Origin of the sequence: Neorhizobium sp. DAR64862/K0K3 (assembly GCF_050500185.1) — a bacterium.
Classification (GTDB): Bacteria; Pseudomonadota; Alphaproteobacteria; order Rhizobiales; family Rhizobiaceae; genus Neorhizobium; species Neorhizobium soli.
On record NZ_CP191450.1, the window covers coordinates 959,748 to 980,479 of the forward strand.

The window sequence follows — 20,732 nt, forward strand, 5'->3', positions numbered from 1 at the left end:
GAGGAAGCCGCGCGCAGGTGTCAGCCGAGCACGGCGGGGAAGAAGATCGGCAATGCGCTGTTGCGGGATCAAGGTCGGGCAGCGCAGCAGCCGAACCCGGTGTGAGATACGCCACCAAGAAAGGCCGCAGTGGACGCACCTCAGGCAGCTTTTGGAGGAGAAGGCACCGGGCTCAGTACGCCAGAGCTCGCTCTGTGACGGCCTTCCGGAGATCGCACCCCATCCTCACCATGTCCGAACGACCGGTGACGATGAAAAGGAAAGTGAGCCTCGCTGGCTTCGTGTTCTGCCAAATCATCAGTCAGCGCCGCGATGGGTCGCACGAGAACGGCTGGGCGACATCACTGTATCACTGTCGGCGCTACACCGTATCACTCGTCCGGCCGCAGCAATGTAGGACGGCGCAGGATGTCGATCTCCCTCGTCAACAGTGCGCTGCGGCGTTCGGCCCTGTCGGCGCGACGCTCTGCTTCGACGGCGCGCCGCATGAGTCCGGCATTCTCGGTCGCGAGTTGTCGGATCTGGCCCTGCATCTCTTCGATCAGACCGCGCTGTTCGAAAATCTTGTCTTCGACGCGGTGGCCCAGGTCGGGCAGGCTGTGCCGCTGGCGGGCTTTAGCGAGATCATCGAGAATGTCGCGGTGGTTGCTATAGATGGCATTCCGGCCGACGCCGGCTTCGCGCGCCAGTGCCGCAACCCTCAGGCGCGAGGCTGGGACGTTAGAGTGCTGTCCGTCTTCCTGGATGAGGCGATCGAGCGCGGCGCGCAGTTTCCCCGCAGTCGCTTCCATACGCTTGTCATGTGCGTTCGCCATGCGATCTCTCTGCTCCGGAAAGTTCGGATAAGATGCGCTCGCACTCGGCGACTCTTGTTCTGGCGAGTGCGAGACTGGCCTGATCGAGGCGCTGGTCGCCGATCAGCGCGAGATTGCGTTCAAAGCGGGTCTGCCAGACGGGTTGGTGGCGATCCGTGACGGCGAAATTTGCGCAGCTCGCGCAGGTGCTTTCGGTGCGCCATAACGGGTTCGGGCCGCGTTCATCGCCCATGCAGGCTGCGGTCTCAGCCCGATAAACGCAGTAGCCCCAGTCGCAGACACCGAGCCGCATGCCGCTGTCCTCGATCAGGAAATCGACGTAGGCGGCGAGGTCACCATCACGGGTGCGCCCCCGGAAACGTGATCGTGACGACATCAGCCGCCCGGCCTTGCCGCCAAGGCGGGCGGAGGTCAGCAGCTCTTCCAGGGCGTTACGCGTCTCCTCCAGCGTCTGCGCATCGACGAGTTCACCAAGGTCGAAGTCCGTGCCGACATAGGCGCTGTCCGTCATGATGCGGGTCACATGCCCGAAATGATGCTGGAGGGCGTGAAGGCCGGTGCGGTCCCGCTTACCGACGAAACGGGCGAAGGTCTTGCGGCCCTGATGTGTGGTCAAGTGCCAGACGGAGCCGTCCTCATTGCGAGGCAAATCGACGAAAGGCGCAAACCGCTCATTCAACCGGATAAGGAGGGAAGCGGCGGTGATGACGTCCGGGGTTCGAGCGTCAATAATGCCGCGGCCAGCGAGGGAGAGCCAGAGTTCCGATCGACCCGTCTCGACGCGATATGGCTCGGAAAGACGATGCAGCACCTCGACCGCGCGCTGGACAGGTGGCGGCGCCGGCCACAGATGCTGCGTTCCGGCCTCACCAACTGCGGTTTTGAATATCCAGCCGCGGAGATAGGCGAAGGCTTCGCTGCCGTCCGCCGAGCGATGCTCCTCGATGCAACCCGCCTCCAGCGTCAGGATCTCGGAGACCCGTGCGCCGACCAGATAGGCAATGACGATGAAGCATGCCTCCTGAATCCGGTTGATCAGCAACCGCAGTTCCTTCAACCCGGAGAGTGGCGCGTGCCACGAAGCTTCCTCATCGTCGAGCGTGGAAAAGCTGAAGGAGGACACAAGCGTTCGGACTGTCGCCCGGTGGATGAAAAGCGATTGCCCCTGAGCATCCACGCGGGCAGGAACAACCTGGTTCCGCAGCGCAATCACGTCGTCAGCCGGCTGGCCGATCAGCCGGATCGCCGCCGATATGAGGGGAATTGCGATGGCGTCCGGTGTGAAGGGCAAGCGGCGGACGGTATGACGATGGAAGCCGGAGAACCGGCTGGCCCGTTCATCGCCGAAGGGATTCTCCGGAGGTGGAGAGGCGAGCTTGGCCTTTTGCTGATAAAGGGCGATCAGAAGGTTGGCATAGGACTGCCTGGTGCTTGGTCTAATCGACACGCCAGACTGGGTTTGTCGTTCCGCCACGTGCTGCATGAACTGCTCGGCCACATCGCGATCCAGTTCATCGAAACCGCGCATGCTGTGCTCCGTCATCCATCGGATCAGAAGACGAAGCTTGAGCGCTGTCGTGACCAATGTTCGCGGCCGCGCCTGCCGTCGGCCTGACGGCGGATCGATTTGAAGCGACCACATGAATGCGCGCGCATCTTCCAGCCACGATCGCCACCGTTCATCGGTGAAGCGGCTACCGTCCGGCAGTTCAAAGGCCCAGTCGATGAGAAGCTGATAAGATCGCAGATCGGCACGTGCCTTGTCGAAATGCCATTGAGGATCGCTCCAGAGCGACCGCGACGATATACGCCGGAGGGCGTCTGGACGGGAAATCTGCTGGGCGCGTGCCGACATGATCACTCCAGTTCCGGTAGGGGTGGCATGTTGGCGGCGCGTTCGCGTGCGGCCTCATGCATCTCTGATGGGAAATCAGGAAGGATGTCCTGGGTGATGATCTTCCACGATGGCGCATAGAGCAGGTTCCAGCGCCGTGGATCGAGCCGGATACGGGCCTGCTCGAGGCGGTCTCTGGCTGCGAGAATACGCGCCAGATGCTCGGGGTCGATCGGAATGACGAGGCCGGGGCAGGCAAGGCATCCGCCAAACTGCGGACACAGGCGCTCGCCGCCATCCCCGCCGGAAACGACAGGGGCGAGACAATCGTGGCCGAAAAGAGCCGTGGCACGGGTCTCGCCGGAGGTTGGCGCCGGCTTGCTTCCAATTGACCCGCGCACCCAGGCGATTATCGTCTCTTGCAGGCGAGCGATCGTCTGGCGCTGGAACCGTGTCGTTTCCTCGCCCTTGAGATAGGTCTCGGTTGTTGCGACACTGGCATGGTTCAGAAGCGATTGTGCGACAAGAACATCCCCGCCTGAAGCTCGATAATGCTCAGTGGCGACCGTTCCTCGAAACAGCGCCGGCGCAAAGTTGGCGATCGCCTCGCGAGGTTTATCTGGATGTGCGGCATTCCATTCTTCGATCCGGCAGTTCGCGCGTTTTATGAATCGGAGGATTGCCCGCCGGAGGACAGAATGCTCGATGATCCCGGTGCGGCTGCGAAGGGAGCGACGAACGTGCTCCCTGAAAATGCTGCGCGTCAGGAAGAGACGATCCTGCTCGGCGGGCGGCGCCGTGGCGACGATCGGTCCGGTCAGCGCCAGCATCATCTCGATCAGGTTCGGCGCAGCGTAGCGGCGACGCCGATCGAAGGAGCGCCGCTGCGCCTTTTGGAGGTGGGTGCCAGTCCGGGCTTTGGTCCAGTCGATAATGACACGATGCTCATCGAGGGGATGAGGAACGAGGCAATCGCGGTGAATGTGACGCAGCGCCTCCGGGTTAGCGGCAGTCTGGATGGCAATTGCCAGAAAGAACGGGACGAGCGTATCGGTGGTGATGTGGAAATACTGCGTCATGGTGCGGGAGCCACCCCAGAACCTGACCAGTGTGCTGGACTTGATGCCATGCTCCTCCAAAGCAGCAGTGTCCGGCATCAGGCCACCTTCTATCCTGGAAATGCGCCATATCCATCGGTCGAGCCCCTGACCGCGCAGCGTCTTCGACGGCAGCTCGGGACGGCGGATGACATCCTGACCATGCTGAAACCGCGCCCATGCCTCATCGATCTCCTCGTAGCAGGCGCGAAGAATCGCCTTGATCTGGTCAGCGGAGAGCCTGCGTCGTGGTTGTTGACTGGTACGGCGGCCCGGAAACGCATTCCACGGGATGTCCAGATTGGCGGGAAGCACATCTGGTCGATTACGGCGACACCATAACAGCAAGGGACGCAGGAGATCGAAGGCAATGGCATGGGCGCCATGCACCGCTCGCGATGCACCCTCCTTGCGGAGCCAGAGCACGTACCGCCCAATCGCTGCGGTATCGACATCACCGGCTCCCCTGATCATGCCATCGGCCGCCACGAAGCGGGCGAAACGGCGGACGGCTCCCCAGGCCGTGCGACGCGTTGCGAGCCTCTGACCGGCACAATGCTCGCGAAAGGCGTCGGTCAGAAGCTCTCGGAGATCGACCGGCAAGCCAATAAGTTGATCGACGTCGAAGCGTTGCTCGGGCTTGCCCCACGCATCGACGAAAATGAGCGTGTTCGTCGATAGCCGGGAAATCGTAAGCTCCGATTGGACGTCGGGAACCGAGAAGCGACGATCGATCGGGCTTCCTCTACGGACGGCCATCGGGCACCAACTCACCGTAGAGGTAGGCAAGGCTCTCAGCGAGTGCATCGGCGTTGAGCTCCACGCAACGCAGGTAGATGGCTGTCGACTGGATCGACGCATGGCCAAGCAGAACCTGCACAATCTTCAGCGGATTGAGGTCCGGTGTCGTTACAGCTTGCTTTTGCAAGCGCACCAGCATGGTCATCGCAAAGGTATGGCGCAGCCAATGGCCAGACCCTGTCAGCCCTGCCGCCTGAAAGGCCGCGCGGAATGCGGCTGAAAACCTCGCTCTCGAAACGGGCTCACCCTTGCTGTTGAGAAAAAGAGCCGTTGGCACCTGGTAACCGGGTTGCGCTCTGCGCCGCCGCGTCACCAGCGCCGCGCGTTGCTCTCCCGCATACCAGTGGGTCCGGTCGATCAATCGCAGCGGCAGATAGACGGTCCGCGGCCGGTCACCCTTGGTGATCGTCAGCGGCATCCCAACGAGCGGGTTCTCGTCAATGTCAAGATGAGCGACATTTGGCACCTGCTCAAGCTGCAAGCCGCATAGCTCCTTGCGGCGCATACCGGTGGCCAAAGCCCATTCTGCGATCAGGTCGTATGGTGGGCCAAGATGCCGGAACAAGGATTGGAGCTGATCGACGCGGAGCGGTCGCGGCAGCCGCTCAACCTCCGAGACCGTCAGAATGTTTGCCATCACGGTTGGCGGCCGGTGATCCAGATGTGCCAGCATGCCCTGCCGGCGTCCCGACCGGAGCGACACCTCGACATAATCTGAAGGCACGGCCTCAATCAGACCACGCCGATGCGCCCATGAATAGAACCGACAAGTCGTCCGGACACGATCATTCACCGTGGAGCGGGCATAGGGTCGCCCGGTATGAGGGCTGGGTGCCGACAGCATCCGATTGCGGTAGGCGGCGATGGCTTCTTCGTCCGCGAAGCGCCACTCCAGCCCGCTCTGCTCCAGGCTGTCGAACCAATCATGCAGGTGCTCGCTATACGTCCGCAGCGTCTCAAACGCGTGAGAACGGCCGGGGATAGTGGCGAGTTCGAGCAAATAACTGAAGGCCGGTTCGACAATCGACATCTGCGCGTCGAGCAAAATCGGAAATCCGGCCGGAATCCCGTCAACACCAGGCACCGCCCGTACAATCGAAACCATCCCGCTCTCCGGAAGCAAGGCACCCGGAGGCGCAAAAGGACATCGACGTCGTCCAAGACCATATGCCTTCGACGAAACGGACAGATGACAACGCTGAAGAAAGAATAAGCGGAGCGCCTACGGCGCGAGTCTTCCTTTGGACACGAGGGGTTCCCCTCGCGCTCTCCCGTTCGCCACGTGGCAGGGGTGCAGGACAATGCCTGCACCCGATGGACAGCTTGAGGTGTCGCCGCCGCCTCAAGCGTTGTCCTCGCTACGCTGCGGGAACGCTTGACCCGGACGTCTGCGTGCCACGACCAGAAGCAATGGCGCTAAAGGACACTTCTGACGACATGACCTAAGCCGTTGTCGGTGCGGGAGAAAGTGCCAATCGTAGCCATCACGTGATTTCCTTTTGCTGATCGGGTCGCGCCCATCGCGATCTCGATGATGGTCGATGGACCGGGGACGATCGGTCCGCACCCAAAGGGCCGGAATGCAATGGAGGGCGGCCGACGACAGCTTTTTTGCTTCGCGATGCAAAGCCGTAGGCGGCGGAAAGAAGCTGACGGCGGACGTTGCGGGATCAAGATAGAGGCGGCGCCCGCATTGCCGGTCTTCGGTCAGACCAGATCAATCGAGTTCGCGGTGGGCGTGATTTGTTCAGTCGGGAAAAGGAATTTATGTGATGGCTGTTATTGATCAGCGCTTTTCCCCTGAGCACTAACATCGGCTTTGCTGGCTCCCTTGAGAAGAGGACGCTCAACCTCAATCCAAGTCGGTGAAACTACCCGCTTGCCATTCGGGAAAACAAAAACGGACGTGACTTTCGCCTTCGCATTTGCCCAGAGAAACGAGTTCGCCGCGCGTGGGTGCATGGTTCTGTCACAGCAGGGCCATCGCCTGTCTCTCGGTCAAGCTGGACTGTCGGGCCTTTCACTCGGATCATCGCGACGCAGGCATGGTCGAGGTGGTTGCCGAGAATTGATGCAGCCTCATCCGACGCCGGACCATCACTCAACAGGCCACGGTCTGGTTTCGTGAACGTGGCTGGCTTCCTCGCGAGATTCCCACCGCCGCCATTCCTTGCGTCAGCGATCGTTACCGAAGGCAAAGACCCGCAAGGGGCTTTGTGAGTTGCCACAGGCAGCGAGTAGAGCGCGGCCCGATGGGGACGCGATATTCACCCTCTCGGCATACATCACTACCTTCCGAGCAAGGTAGAAATTGCCGTTACTCGATGGTCTCCACGATCTCGTAGCGCTTGATAAAGGCACCAACGCCATCATTGAGAAATGCGAGCAGCGTATCTTTCGACACGGGGAGCGTCTCGATCTTCTCGATATGCATGCGGGGCCACTCTCCATCCGGATCGTCGATGATATCATTTCGAAGCTCCAGGACGGCTGCTCGCGCTGAATGAACGTCACAAAAAAAGTTATCCGGAATGCCTGTGTAGGCCCACCGTTGTTCCTCTGGCTCTGTGGCTGCTGAATAGGTGTAAAAAGTAAAAGACGGATCCTGAGACACGATTTTCTCCAATACCACGCCCGGTTTCGCGGATTTCATGAACGACGACGCCAACATAACCGATGAGTTCCGGCTCTAAAACTGTAGGATTCTACAGGGCCATTATCGCCCCATGCGCGCTGGTTGCGCTTCCGGAACATATCATCGTTCACGGAGGTGTGTTGGATTTGCCAGCTTCGCAAGTGCAGACAAGCCGACCGATATGCCGCCAACACCACAGATGATTTGCCGCCAGATTTCGGAAGGAATGGCTTCGCGGGTGATGCCGTGCAAGAGTGCATAGCCCGCGATGGCGGCGGGGGTCGCGAACATCAGGGCGATCGCAAGGCGCAGGCTGGATGAGCGTAGCGTGGCAAAGAGATAAGCCAGAAATCCGTAAGCCGCCACGCCTGCGAACAGTCCGACGATGCCTGCGCCGACATATCCGGCGCCCGTCGCGAAGGCAAGGCGCGTCATGGTGACAGCGAACAGGAACGGCACAGCGTAAGTCGCCAGTGTACAGGCAAGCGCGCACATTGCGCCGATCAGTACAACGGACAACATTGTCAGCGGAACCATCTCTCGACTCCTTCGATTTCTCTACATGGTCGGCCCGACGCGTCATGACCACAAACACGCCAGATTGTGTGCTCGGACGACGATCGTTCCGGTATGGCTGGTAATCGGGTGGATGCTCAGCCGAGGCTCAATGATGCGGCCCGCATCGTCCGCTGCTCTGTATAGGTTCTCATTGTCGTGGTTCCTGTGATCCGGTCGAGGTTTCCGGCCGCGCCCGTTCGGCGCGGCCGGAATTTTCCTCGGGGCGGTCGGGAACAGGCCGGAACCGCTCGCGCGGCTCCGGCCAAGGCGGTTCACTCGGCGGCAATCTGGAAGGCTGCACCATCCACATCCACGCGGCTTTCTTCGACACTATAGTCTGCCGTGTCGATGGCCGGTGCTTCCGGTTCAAGCTCGATAGCTTCCGGGGTTTCGGCAACTTCACCCGCTTCCGCCTGCGATGCGGTGCGTTCGGTCCGCAGCAGTGGCGGCAACCATCCGGTCCCGACCAGCAACTGCTCTGCGGCTTCCGCCATAGGCTGCTTCTTCATAGCTGCAATGCGATCCGCTGCCTCGTCGCCCACGGCTTCCCGCACGGCTGCGAGAATATGCGCCTTGGTCACGCGCCCGAAGTAGGTGCGCACCGTTGGCGTCCACTGCTGGTTCATATCCAGCACAAGCGCCGTCGCCAGCTCATCAGCAGTCCGCTGCGCACGAGGCCGCTGTTCCCACGGCAGCTTGAGGGCATTAACGGTCAGCGATGCGCAATGGGCGAACAACGCCATGATGCTCACGTGATACAGCCCCGCGATGAAGTCCCAGAGTTCGCCTACGTCCTGCGGCATATCTGCCGCCCATCCGGAATGACGATCCGCCAACGTCTTCGCCGCCGCCGTGTCCTCGATACCGTCAGCATGTCCGCCAAGGTGCGGACTGGTAGGCCGGATTTCGAGGGCGTTGGCATCTACGCTACGATAGAACGTCTGTGCAGCAAGGGCGTGAGTGACAGCAATCAGGGCGATATCCGGCTGCTCACCAAGCGCGAGGCGAAGGCCAAGCGTCCGGTGCGCCGTCAGGTCGCGGGTGAGAAGATCGGTGAGCGGCTGGCCCGCATCGCCCGCATCCTCTTCCTGCGGCGCAAGGCTGGATATGTGGTCGCCCTCCCCGTCACGCTGATGGTTCTCGATAACTTCCCCGTCGGCATTGACGCGGACACCATCGATGATGCCTGCGGCATCCAGCTGTTCCGGTTCCGGTTTTTCGTCCTCGGGGCGGATGAAGCCGCGCTCGATGCGGGCCGTTCCGTCATGGTTCAGCGTCACGAAGACGCCGCCACGGCTGATATCGTCGGGATCATGACCTTCGCGCATCGCGTCGATCCGCTCGATCTCGGCTTCAAGCTCCGCGAAACGCTCGTCCACATCAGGCGGCAGGTCGTCGTCTGTGTTCTCCCACTCCGCCGTCAGATCATCGAACTCACGCTTCGCGGCGGCATAGGTGACTTCGTCTGCCTCGGAAAGCTCCACCGTTTGAGGATAGATACGCCGCATGCCGTGGGCGTGCGGGAAATCGATGAAGGCCTCGACCCATTTCCAACCCTCTGCTTCTCTGAGATCGACGGCGATCCCTTCCAGCTTGGCGATGACAAGCTGGTCCAGAAGTGCGGGATCGTCATAATATCCGCCGCGATCCTCGGTAAACAGGTCGCGGATAATGGTCCCGCCCGTTTCCGTATAGACTTCCGGGCCGACAAATATTGCCTTGCGGTCGTTCGCCTGCACATGCGTCCGTGTCAGGTCGCGGCGGATCGTCCACGGTTCACGGTTATAGCCAAGCCCGGCATAAACCTGTTCCTGCCGTGCATGGTCGTCGGTGACGGCAAAGGCCATCAACTGATCCAGCGTCAGATCGCCGTCGCGGTAGACCTGCATCAGTTTCGGGTTGACTGCGCCAAGACGCATCCGCTGCTTCACAACATGCGCCGTCACACCGAAGCGGGCAGCGATTTCCTCGGCTCCCCATCCACGATGTTCGGCAAGCTCTCGAAACGCCTCGAACTGGTCTGCCGGATGCATCGCCTCGCGGGTGACGTTTTCGTCAAGGCTGATTTCCTGAGGATCGTTTGCGGTATCAAGAACGCACCGGACGTGTTCCGACTTCCTGATCTGCTTACGCTTGACGCGCAACAGATGCGCCAGCCTGCGGCCTTCGCCGACTGTCACGAGATAGAAGCCGGTCGGTCCGCCCGCCTCGTCGGTCTCCGGTTCGACCACAAGGTTCTGCAGCATGCCCTTTGCGGCGATGCTGGCCGCAAGCGCCTCGATATGTGCCTCGCTGTGCGGGGTCTTCCTCGCATTGCGCGGCGACTTCTTGAGCTTGTCGAGGGGAATGAAGAGCTCTGCGCCGCTTATGGCTTTCGGTGCTGGCAGCGCAGCAACCACCTCTGCCACCGCTTCCCCGACGCTGCGGGTTTCCGCATTCGCTGCCGTTGCCTCTACCGCTTCCACCGTCGCAACTGTGACGGCCTTCTTCTGTGTCCTTGCCATTGTTCCAATCCTTTCCCGTTAATGCCGGAGGCATGTCCCCGACATGCCTCCCGGGGGCGCGTGAGCGCGCGGGGATGGAGGGGGCAAATGCCAGCGAGCATGGCCGGGCTGCGCGGCGAGCGGGACGGATCAGATTTGTTAGACAGTGCAAACCTATGCCCCGGCCTGCGAGCGGGCGGTCCTGCCATGCGCAGGTGGCGTTTGCAGGGGAGAAAGGGGTAAGACCCCTTGGCGTCCCCCACGATCGGCAAGGCATTGGCCGCAGCCGATCAGGGAAAAGCGAGCGCAGCTCTCGTTATGTCCATTGGCGAGTGCAGGATCTACGAGCACGCAATGACGCGGGCGGTCAACTAGACGAAGAACGCAAAATAATTTCACTTGAAGGGGGATTCGCCCGCCGCTAAATTCAAGTATTCTTACGCCAATGCCCTGTGTTTCCGCCGCATGGTCTACGATCGACTGCGTGGCGGTGCGACAAGGGACGGTGCGCTACACTGGAGGTCGCTGTCATGCCCGCGATTTCGCATTCAAATACGCCGGTCGCCGGCCCAGTCTTTGCCCGGAGCGGAATGGTGCGTTCGTGGGCGAGGATGGTCTTGTGGCAAAGCGGAAAGGGACAGCGGCAAACAGCGTGCGGGTCGTGCTCGATATGCCGGTCTACGACACGTCAAAGCCCGATCCTCGCCTCCGGGAACTTGTCCGCTTGCTTGCGCGACAGGCTGCCCGTAAATTCGTCGAAGCCGAGCAGGAGCGTGCCACCCGCGAACGCCTCCTCAAATAGGGAGGCCATCTCATGAAGGTTGCGCTCTACGCACGCTATTCATCTGACAATCAGCGCGATGCCTCCATTGAAGACCAGCTTCGTATTTGCCGCACGCGTGCCGAGCGTGAAGGCTGGACAATCGTCGACAGTTATACCGATCGCGCCATTTCCGGTGCCTCTCTGATCCGCCCGGGTATTCAGGAACTGATCGCCGACGGACTGAAGCGGCGCTTCGACGTCATCCTGACAGAGTCGCTCGACCGCCTTTCCCGCGACCAGGAAGATATCGCCGGGCTCTACAAGCGTATGCGCTTTGCCGGCGTCAGCATCGTTACGCTATCCGAGGGTGAAGTCAGCGAACTCCATATCGGTCTCAAGGGCACGATGGGCGCGCTCTACCTGAAAAACCTTGCCGACAAGACACGCCGCGGTCTGCGCGGCCGAGTAGAGGAAGGCAAATCCGGGGGCGGGCTCTGCTACGGCTACGACGTCGTGCGGCACGTCGAACTATCAGGTGAAACGAATCGCGGCGAGCGCACCATCAACGAGCCGGAAGCCAATATCGTCCGGCGGATTTTTACGGAATATCTGGCTGGCAAGTCATCGCGTACGATCGCCATGGTGCTGAACAGCGAAGGGGTGCCAGGACCGAAAGGCAGCGAATGGGGGCCATCGACCATCCATGGCAATCCGAAGCGTGGGACGGGCATTCTCAACAACGAACTGTATGTCGGGAAACTGGTCTGGAACCGCCTGCGATACCTGAAGGACCCAGATACAGGCAAGCGCGTTTCCCGTCCCAATCCGGAAACGGACTGGGTCGTTAATGAAGTGCCGGATCTGCGCATCGTCGATCAGAACCTCTGGGCTGCGGTGAGAAAGCGGCAGGAGCAACTGGCGCTGGAACCCGGAACCCTGCCTGGCGACAACCGTATCCTGAACGAACGTCGCCGGCCAAAACACCTGTTCACCGGGCTCGTCAAATGCGGTTGCTGCGGTGGCGGTTACTCGATGATTTCGAAGGACATGCTCGGTTGCACCAACGCCCGGACCAAGGGGACTTGCGACAACCGGCTGAACATCCGCCGCGACACGCTCGAACGATCCGTTCTGAACGGGCTCGACAAGCATCTGATGGAACCGGAACTCTACAAGGAGTTTTGCGACGAGTTCACGCGTGAAGTGAACAAGGCGCGGATGGAGGCCCGCGCCTCACTTGATTCATCCGCGGCTGAGATCAAACGGATCGATCGCGAACTTGACACGCTTCTCGACCTTATTCTGAAGGGTGGTGCTGCCAACAGGATCAACGCGAAGATGGTGGCGCTCGAAGCGCGCAAGAAAGAGCTGGTCGGCTTCCTCAACGATGCGGAGGAGCCACCTCCCCTGCTGCATCCCAATCTTGCAAAATATTATCATGAGGAGATCGCTGCTCTCCACTACCAGTTGGGCAATGAGGAAACGCGAGCACTGGCCGCCGACAAGCTCCGTACGCTGGTCAGCCGCATCGAACTCCTGCCCGATGGGGCGGAACTGGTCATCGTGCTGCGGGGCGATCTTGCGGCAATCCTCACCTTTGCATCTGGCAAGAGGAAGCCCGAGTTTCTCAACGAGAGGGCAATTCTCAAGGAACTCATGGGCCGAGCCGGTATGATTGAAGGACAAAAACGCAAAAAGCCCCACGAGGGGGCTTTATTGGGATCACAGGGATCGTTGGTTGCGGGGGCAGGATTTCATCTTAACTTGCGATCCTCGCTGCCCACTAATGCCATACAAAGCATTCTTCGAATCAACAGGCGTAAAGGTCTTTTTTGCACCGCGGCTTAGCTCGGCTTTGTACATTATGCGGCGAAGCAAAGCGCCTGCGTCATGCGCTTGTGGCGTTCTGTTTGGATTTTGGGAATGTCGGGGTCTGGCGGATAGTGTCGATAAATCTCCTGATCCCACAAAGTGCCGCGAACGGCGCCGATGGCATCGGAGAATGTGAAGTCGGTTTTCTTGTACCATGCGGCGGCGTAGGGACGAGCACCTTGCCCGAGCAGATCGCAGGCCCAGAGTGTGACGAGACTGTAGAGTCCCAGTAGCGACGGTGTCGTGCGCATGATGGCTTTGTCGTTCCACTGCCGTTGGGTCTCGACGCCAAGATGTGCACGCGTTTCTGCGAAGGTGACCTCGATTTGCCAGCGCCGCACGAAATAGGAAATGATCTGAGCGGGTTCAAGATTGACGTTGGTGCTCATGAATGCCTGGGGTTCACGGCGGCCTGATGGATCTTTAACGGTAACCCAGCGAATGGGCCGCGGCGGTGTTCCACGTCGATACCAGAGGCCCGTTCCTGATGTGACATCAAGGGCTTTGCCGGTCTGCCTGCCGTACTAGGAGGATACAACAATCCTTTGCCACTCGGTCTTCGGGTCCTTGAGAAGCGTTTTCAGTTTCGGCAGAGGCCTGCCTTTTTGGGCCGGCCGCCCGAGCGTATGTTCATGCCGTTGATCCGGTGGAGCAAAAAGACTGGCATCCAGGCGCAGCCGCGTGATGAGAGTGGCCGTGGCGGGAAGAGCTGCCGCCAGCGTATGGACGGCAAAGCTGCTGTCTCCGACAAATATGATCTCGCGCTTCGGCAGCCAGCGGCAAAGCTGTAAGATGCCTTGCCCAATCTGTCAGCAGCTTGTGTCTGCGGCCCTTCTTCTGATCATGACGCTCGGAGGGGCACAGGATCGTCAACACCGGCAGGGCTTTTATGCATCTGGCCCATGGGATTGGTGACAGAACCATGAAGCTCAACCATCTCAAACCGCTGGCCTTGACGAAGTGACCATGGCTGGAGCGCACGGGGTCACGATAAATTCCACGTGCGGCGATGCGTTGGCCCCAGCGTCGTTCGATTATCGTCCATGCCGATCAGGACGGGGCCGTCGGGCACGAGCCGTTCAACGATGACGGACAGCAGCCGTGCCGACAACAAGCGGGGGTTCCAGCGGGCGCGGTTGAGGAGTTGATGATAGGCGGCAAAATTGCTGGCCTCTGCTCGACCGGTGATCCGCAAACAGGCCGTCACGGTTCGCTTGCCGGGAGAAAGGATAGCACCCATCACGAGGACCAGAAGATGGTCCCAACTCGGCGTGGTAAACCAGACACGAAATGGCGAAAGCCATTGGCGAAGGATGTGAGGAACCGGGTCGCCCAGGTTATTTCTGCGATCAGGAGATTTGCTCATCCATCGGTTGGAATCCGATAGAACCGCTGGAGCAAGAGACGCAAACTGCTGCAATTTGATTCACCCAAGCCGCTCAGCAGAGCCCGAAATCAAAGCCGATTTTGTACAAAGTCGAGCTTAGAGCCTGTCCGAAAATTGGATTGAATGATCGCGTCGATGATAACTACAAGACGGCGTTCAAAGCCAGAATGGAAGCGCCATGCGGAACCATGGCTGCGGCATAATCACAACAAATCAATATAATTATTTATAAATATAAAATATAATAATAAACATTTAACCATCAATCCAAATTTATTCTGTATGCTGTGCCTTTATCTCCAGAATCTGGCTTACTGAACTGCGCCTCCAGTCATTAGACATATTTTATACTGTGACCATCGCCCCGCGGGTGGAGTTGAAAAGGCGGATTACCTGCGAGCCCCGGAAAAGTAATCCTGCACAATGTGGCCAATGCGCCCGCCTTTAGAGGCCGCCGTTCATTTTGGCTCGGCCTCTTTAAGGCTATACTGATGTAGCATCACGGGGCAATATACAGCTTCCGGGCCGATTACGTTCAACACAGACGCATTCGCAACCTAAGAAGTCGTCCTATCGGGCTTAGCATCTTTCCAGGCAGCAAAATCTTTGAACCCATGCCCTGTAACAACGCACACCACCGAATCTGTCACTCCTATCTTTCGCTCAACGAAAAGCTGACGACAGGCAGCAAGTGACGCAGCCCCGGTGGGTTCGCTAAATAGTCCTGCTTTACGAGAGAGAACAGCCATCGCATCCATGATGTCATCGTCCAAGACCGCAACTGCCTCACCATCACTTTTGCGGATGAGAGATAAAGTGTGACTGCCCTCTTCAGGATATCCGAACAACGGATCGGAAATCCCGGATGCGATAGTCTTTGGCGACTCCCACGGCTCCACTGTGTCCTTCCCTTCGGCGAAGGCACGCGCGATCGGAGCGCATCCCACGGATTGCGCTGCTACTAGTCTTGGCATCGGAACGGCTGCATCTACGAAGCCTTGATAGACGCCCTTTACCAGTGGCCCTGAACTGGTTGGGATAGCGATCCAGTCAGGAGAAACGCCACCAAGCGCCTCCACAATTTCCTGCCCGACCAGCCGCAATGCATCAACCCCGTAAGGATTGACATAAGTCGTTGTAAGGTTGACATAACCGCGCTCGTCACAGAGCTCCATCGCGCGCTTGAAAGAGTTCCCATAATGGCCCGGTACCCGTTCCAAGGTCGCACCATATGCCATGATCTGGGCAAGTTTACCATGCGGGGTCGCCTCAGGGCAGCAGATGATTGCGGGTATTCTGGCATTTGCCGCATAGCAGGCTGCGGCAGCGCCCGCATTTCCGCTAGATGCGCTGACGATGCCCCGCGCACCGAATTCGATGGCACGTGAAAGTGCCGCGGCCACCAATCTGTCCTTGAACGAACCGGATGGATTTCGCGTTTCATCCTTGACCAGAAGCGTGCCGCGAAAATTGGGATGCAGCAAGGAGGGCGATATTTGCCGAAGCGGTGTAGCGCCCTCCCCCAGCTCTACATCTCTCGAAACGAAATCACTTGTATGCCACCTACCGGCTGGCTTGGCGCGTTCCACGTCCAGAATACCGGCGCATGCAGTACAGCGGTAGAGAAGTTTGGGTGGGTAGAAGGCGTTACAGGCAATGCACCGCAATCCCGTGATGGATCCCGGTGTCGATCCCAGTTCGATTTCGGCAAGGCTCATTGCATCATACCTCTCGCGGCAACAGGAAAGACGCAATCGACGCGTTGGCCGCGCATTCCGACATACCAGTCGTAACGATCGACACTCGGGTCACAATGTCCGGGCACCAGACGCAGCATCTCGCCAACCGTCAGCGTCTCACCGCGCAAAGCAAGTGTGCCGTGTTCATCGGATGCACCGGCATAGTCGATATCCTCGCGGCCATGAACCAGCGGCAAGCCGCTATCAATCGCGATACCCTTATGGCCGCAATCGAGGACAGCGACGCCGTCACGTGCAGCGCTCATGACCGTGCTCAACACGAAGAGTGACTGCTGGAACTCTGGCCTGGGCTTGTTGCGGGCATAATCGGCATCCATGAAAATATACGAGCCGGCCTGCATTTCGTTGTATACGCCACTGGCTGCCTCATGGTGAAAAGTGCCGGTACCGGCGCCACCAACGATGTCGCAGGTAAGACCCACCATCCGGATTGCCTCTATGGTCTCCACCGTCTTGCCGATTGCGCTGTCGATTGCCTGCTCGCGCTCATCCTCGCTGCGCAGATGCTGTGCCCCGCCATGGTAGGACTGTAGTCCACCGAAGATGAGATGCGGGCTCGCTGCGATCCGCTTCGCCATCACAGCCGCTTCCATACCCGGCAAGACACCGCAACGCGTACCCGTCAGGTCGATCTCGACCAGTACGGTAATACGCTGTCCGGCCGCTTCCGCCACCTGCCCGATCAGATCGACGGTGTGCGGATCGTCTGCGCAGACCGAAACCTTCGCCATCGATTGCAAGGCGGCAAGCCGCCTCAGCTTGCGTTCCGCAACCACTTCGTTGGAGACGAGAATATCGCGGACACCGGACCAGGAGAGGATTTCCGCCTCCGCCAACTTCTGGACGCATTGCCCGACAGCCCCGCGAGCGGCCTGCCAGCCGGCAATGACCGGCGACTTGTGTGTCTTGGCATGCGGCCGCAGCCCGACCTTGGCTTTGCGGCAGAACGCAGCCATACGGTCCATGTTTGCTTCCATGGCATCGAGATCAATCACCAGTGCCGGTGTATCGATCTCGCTTTCATGCATTCCCGGCTCCGCCGGTGGGCGCTGCATCACGATATCACCTCAGGCCGCGATCGATGCGCGCGTCGCCGTGGACAGCGTTTCGAAGTTGTCGCGAATATAGGCGCTGGCCCGCAACGCCAGCGCCGAAATGGTCGGCGTAGGATTGACCACGCCACCGGTGGTCAGAACGCTGCCATCGACGATGAACAGGTTCGGAACTTCCCAGGTCTGGTGCCACTTGTTGACGACCGAGGTTTTCGGATCGCTTCCCATGCGGCAGGTGCCGATCATGTGCCATGCCGGTGTGCGGTAGACACCGTCCTTGTCGCGATAGTCATGCAGTTTGTATTCGAAGGCACCGCAGGCCTTGGCGAGGTCTTCCAGTCGATCGAGCATATAGTTCATCATCCGCTTGTCGTTTTCGCCCGGAGCATATTGTGTCTTTGCTGCCGGAACACCGTCTGAGTCTTTCAGGACGGGATCGAGCGTAACCCGGTTTTCAGGATTGGGAAGATCGTCGCCAATGGCGAACACGCCGATCGAGTGGCCGAAATGCCGCTGGAACCAATTGTGGTGATCTTTGCCCCAGGGGGCACGTGCCGAAGTGAACCAGCCTGCAGCCAGTTCTCCGGCGGAGGCCGTCGAGGTGATGCAATTGAAGTTGAAACCGTTGACGAAACCGCGCGAGACATCGGTCTCGGCAAACTGGCGCGACAGAAGCGAGGCGACATAGCCGATCTGGCCGTCGACAGGTTCATCAACCCACATCTCGCAGGCGACCAGAGTGTGGTGCAGCAGGTAACGCCCGACCTGATCGTTGCTGTTGGCGAGATTATCCGACGCAAGCAGCAAACGCGGCGTTCCGATGCCGTTTGCCGCAACGATGACGATCTTTGCCTTCTGGAAATGCTTCTGCCCGGTATTGCGGTCGATATAAAGTGCGCCGCTGGCTCGACCGTCGGCATCCTTTTCGATCTTCAGCACACGCGCATTGATCCTCAGCTCGCAGCCCGCCTCCAATGCCTTCGGCCAGATGGACTTCGAATATTTGCTCATCGAGCCGCGCGGGCAGCCGTTGCAGGTGCCGCAATTGTTGCAGGCGGGGCGACCGTCGTAATCCTCGGTAACCGCACCGGCTTCTGCGGGCCACCAGTGCCAGCCGAGTTCGTCGAACCCGGCGGCAAGGCGCTTCGCCACCTTCGAAACCGGCATCGGCCTTGTCGGACATTTTTCGCGCGTCGGCATAGCCGGATCGCCGGCCAGTCCGGAGACCCCGACCAATCGGTCGGCTTCCTCATAATATGGGGCGATGTCCTCATAGGTGATCGGCCAGTCGGGCTGCATGCTGTGTTCTGTGCCCTTGCGGAAATCGGAAGGGCGATAGCGTGGCCAGATGGCGCCATAGACGTTGGTGGACCCGCCCACAGCGTTCCACATCAGGATTTGCGATGAGTCGGAATTGACCGGGAAATCGTCGGGATGGCTACGCTTGTTGACGTCCGGGCTCCAGTTGGTACGCCGCTGCCATGTCCAGTCCGCATGGAGATGCGGATGGTCCTTCGCCTCGACCCAGGAACCCTGCTCGAGACAGACAACGTCGAGGCCGGCTTCTGCCAGCACAAGGGCGGCGAGTGAACCGGTGGCACCAGCGCCGACGATCAGGATGTCACAGGTACGGTCGTTGTTCATCGATGAACCCCCCAACGGTGCGTTTTGTTCGTGTCGAGATGAAGTCCTGACGTATCGACAGGTCGCATCTCCTCAGTTGTCAGGTAATGACCGCGTCCATGTTTCGGCGTGTCCCGCGTATAATCGAACGGTGACATCTGATAGCCAGAGACATGGGGGCGGATCGAATAGGGGCGGCCGGTCATGGCGATCGCCTCGACGATGAAGGGCGTCTCGTAGTAGGCGAGTACCACCGCCGCATAGACCTTGTCGAACAGGTCCGGATCGGCGGCCTCGAAAGCCTGCACGGCTTCGATACGTGCATCTGGATCGTCGCTGCCGAGTCCGCCCATAGGCCATCCCAGTCCCTCGGCGATCTTCTCGAACATGCCGGGGGCGCCATCGACAAAAAGGCGCAGGGCGATGATGCCATGTACACCAGCCTCGGAAGCGGAAGGCCAGCCGTCTGCGCCCGGTATCAGTTCGTCGACGAGGCATAGAAGAAGTCGTGTCTTTTCCACCGGCGTCAGGCGGACATTGCTGTCTGCCTGCGCCGCAACAGAAGCCATACTCATGAGTCAGCTCCCTTCCGATCGATGGTGATGGTAATCATCTTGAGTTCCGTCATTGCTTCCATGGTGTGGACGCCGCCGAGACGGCCGATGCCGCTCTTGGTGTTAGAACCACCGCCGAATGGCAGATGGATTTCCCACCATGTACTGCCGGCATTGATGTTGACGATGCCGGCCGGAATGGCCTTGGCGATTTCAACGCCGCGGGTCACGTCGGCAGTAAAGACGCCGACCGAGAGGCCGTATTCGCTGTCCAGCGCCAGATCCAGGGCTTCTGCTTCGTTCTGAAAGGCGAGAACCGGTACGACCGGACCGAAGGTCTCTTCACGGTTGATCTTCATATCGCGCGTCACGTCACGGATCACGGTCGGTTCGAAGTAGAGTTCGCTACCGAGGTCCGGCCGCGGCTTGCCGCCGATCAGCACCCTGGCACCTTTGCTAAGAGCGTCATCCACATGCTCCTTCACTTTGGCAGCGACCTTGGGGTTGTTGAGTGGCCCCATGGTCGCCCCCTGTTGGAAGGGATCGCCGAGGACATGCTTTGCCGCGTGTGCTGTTAGCTTCTCGCACAGGCTGTTGACGATCGAATGATGAGCAAGCACGCGGCCAGTCGCAGCGCAGACCTGGCCCGCATTGAAGAAGGCACCGCCTGCTGCGGCTGCGGCCGCCGCATCCAGGTCGGCATCCTCGAAGACGATGACCGGGCCGTTGCCGCCAAGCTCCAGAAGCAGAGGCTTACCGGCGCCACGCTCGGCGATCCGCTTACCGGTCGCAGCACTTCCGGTGAAGCCGATGGCAGCGACATCCGGATGAACGACAACCGCATCGCCCGCCGTCGCGCCCTCGCCGATGACCAGGTTCAACACGCCAGCGGGCAGGCCCGCCTTTTCTATCGCCTGCATCAGCGCGCAGGCGACCAGCGAGGTCGAAGGCGCCGGCACCCAGACGATCGCGTTGCCTGTGGCGATACCCGGCGCGAGATACTCAACCGGGATATTGACCGGGAAGTTCCACGGCGTGATCACGCCGTAGACGCCGCGGGGCTGACGAATGGTCATCACGAGCTTGGTCGCATCTTCTGCAGGAAGCGTCTGGCCCCCCATCTGCTTGATGAGCTCGGACGCGAGACGGAAGCCATCCGCGGCCTTGCCGACCTCGCCGAAGGCTTCGGCATAGACCTTGCCCTGTTCGATGGACAATATCCGGGCAATGGATTCACGTTCGGCATCGATGGCAGTACCGATCGCCACGCAGATTTCAGCGCGCTTGAACACCGGCGTTGCGGCCCATGCTCTGGCGGCCAGTTTCGCGGCTGACACCGCCGTCGCGACGGTTTCGCGGCTCGATTTCGGCAATTGGGCGATCACGGCCCCCGTCGCCGGATTGACGGCGGGCATGGTCTCCGATTCCAAGGCCCAGCTTCCGCCGATGAAATTACCGATTTTGGTGGTGGGAGTATATCCGGTATCCATGATCTTCC

At 59.9% G+C, this 20,732-nt stretch carries 16 protein-coding genes; 2 read left to right on the forward strand and 14 right to left on the reverse strand.

What is annotated here, in order from left to right; genetic code table 11:
• Nucleotides 1-371 precede the first annotated feature (371 nt).
• The 7 genes from ACQY1L_RS21290 to ACQY1L_RS21320 all read right to left on the reverse strand — a co-directional run bounded on the left by ACQY1L_RS21290 (nt 372) and on the right by ACQY1L_RS21320 (nt 10,244).
• The gene (locus ACQY1L_RS21290) at nt 372-815 is read right to left on the reverse strand and encodes a hypothetical protein (RefSeq protein ID WP_430244291.1); all 444 of its coding nucleotides are present in this window, start codon (nt 813-815) and stop codon (nt 372-374) included.
• Nucleotides 799-2,670, reverse strand: coding sequence for an integrase (locus ACQY1L_RS21295; protein ID WP_430244293.1), 1,872 nt, complete (start codon nt 2,668-2,670; stop codon nt 799-801). The genes ACQY1L_RS21290 and ACQY1L_RS21295 overlap by 17 nt, the downstream gene beginning before the upstream one ends.
• Nucleotides 2,671-2,672: 2 nt before the next feature.
• A complete protein-coding gene (locus ACQY1L_RS21300) occupies nt 2,673-4,505 on the reverse strand; it encodes a hypothetical protein (RefSeq protein ID WP_430244295.1) in 1,833 nt (610 codons plus the stop codon).
• Entirely contained in the window at nt 4,492-5,652 is a 1,161-nt protein-coding gene (locus tag ACQY1L_RS21305; RefSeq protein ID WP_430244297.1) for a tyrosine-type recombinase/integrase, read from the reverse strand. Before ACQY1L_RS21305 ends, ACQY1L_RS21300 begins: the two co-directional genes overlap by 14 nt.
• 1,212 nt (nt 5,653-6,864) lie before the next feature.
• Complete coding sequence (locus ACQY1L_RS21310; protein ID WP_430244300.1) at nt 6,865-7,200, reverse strand: hypothetical protein; 336 nt, start codon at nt 7,198-7,200, stop codon at nt 6,865-6,867.
• 102 nt (nt 7,201-7,302) lie between these two features.
• The gene (locus ACQY1L_RS21315; RefSeq protein WP_430244302.1) at nt 7,303-7,719 is read right to left on the reverse strand and encodes a hypothetical protein; all 417 of its coding nucleotides are present in this window, start codon (nt 7,717-7,719) and stop codon (nt 7,303-7,305) included.
• A gap of 293 nt (nt 7,720-8,012) precedes the next feature.
• Complete coding sequence (locus ACQY1L_RS21320) at nt 8,013-10,244, reverse strand: ParB/RepB/Spo0J family partition protein (protein ID WP_430244304.1); 2,232 nt, start codon at nt 10,242-10,244, stop codon at nt 8,013-8,015.
• Between the two features lie 598 nt (nt 10,245-10,842).
• Between ACQY1L_RS21320 and ACQY1L_RS21325 the strand changes: the two genes are divergently transcribed.
• On the forward strand, nt 10,843-11,025 hold the full coding sequence (locus ACQY1L_RS21325) for a hypothetical protein (protein WP_430244306.1): 183 nt from the start codon (nt 10,843-10,845) through the stop codon (nt 11,023-11,025).
• Between the two features lie 12 nt (nt 11,026-11,037).
• The gene (locus tag ACQY1L_RS21330) at nt 11,038-12,834 is read left to right on the forward strand and encodes a recombinase family protein (RefSeq protein WP_430244308.1); all 1,797 of its coding nucleotides are present in this window, start codon (nt 11,038-11,040) and stop codon (nt 12,832-12,834) included.
• A gap of 14 nt (nt 12,835-12,848) precedes the next feature.
• Here the strand turns inward: ACQY1L_RS21330 and ACQY1L_RS21335 are convergent, their stop codons facing one another.
• The 7 genes from ACQY1L_RS21335 to ACQY1L_RS21365 all read right to left on the reverse strand — a co-directional run bounded on the left by ACQY1L_RS21335 (nt 12,849) and on the right by ACQY1L_RS21365 (nt 20,724).
• Complete coding sequence (locus ACQY1L_RS21335; protein ID WP_430244309.1) at nt 12,849-13,247, reverse strand: hypothetical protein; 399 nt, start codon at nt 13,245-13,247, stop codon at nt 12,849-12,851.
• A 596-nt stretch (nt 13,248-13,843) separates the two neighbouring features.
• Nucleotides 13,844-14,278, reverse strand: a complete 435-nt coding sequence (locus ACQY1L_RS21340) for a transposase (protein WP_430244310.1) — start codon at nt 14,276-14,278, stop codon at nt 13,844-13,846.
• Between the two features lie 524 nt (nt 14,279-14,802).
• Nucleotides 14,803-15,963 carry a pyridoxal-phosphate dependent enzyme gene (locus ACQY1L_RS21345; RefSeq protein WP_430244313.1) on the reverse strand — a complete coding sequence of 387 codons (1,161 nt, stop codon included), beginning with the start codon at nt 15,961-15,963 and terminating at the stop codon, nt 14,803-14,805.
• Entirely contained in the window at nt 15,960-17,033 is a 1,074-nt protein-coding gene (locus ACQY1L_RS21350; protein WP_430244315.1) for a DSD1 family PLP-dependent enzyme, read from the reverse strand. Before ACQY1L_RS21350 ends, ACQY1L_RS21345 begins: the two co-directional genes overlap by 4 nt.
• 39 nt (nt 17,034-17,072) lie before the next feature.
• Nucleotides 17,073-18,701: a GMC family oxidoreductase gene (locus tag ACQY1L_RS21355; protein ID WP_430244317.1), complete on the reverse strand. Its 1,629-nt coding sequence runs from the start codon at nt 18,699-18,701 to the stop codon at nt 17,073-17,075.
• Nucleotides 18,698-19,255 carry a hypothetical protein gene (locus tag ACQY1L_RS21360; RefSeq protein ID WP_430244319.1) on the reverse strand — a complete coding sequence of 186 codons (558 nt, stop codon included), beginning with the start codon at nt 19,253-19,255 and terminating at the stop codon, nt 18,698-18,700. Before ACQY1L_RS21360 ends, ACQY1L_RS21355 begins: the two co-directional genes overlap by 4 nt.
• Entirely contained in the window at nt 19,252-20,724 is a 1,473-nt protein-coding gene (locus ACQY1L_RS21365) for an aldehyde dehydrogenase family protein (protein WP_430244321.1), read from the reverse strand. The genes ACQY1L_RS21360 and ACQY1L_RS21365 overlap by 4 nt, the downstream gene beginning before the upstream one ends.
• Nucleotides 20,725-20,732: the final 8 nt, after the last annotated feature.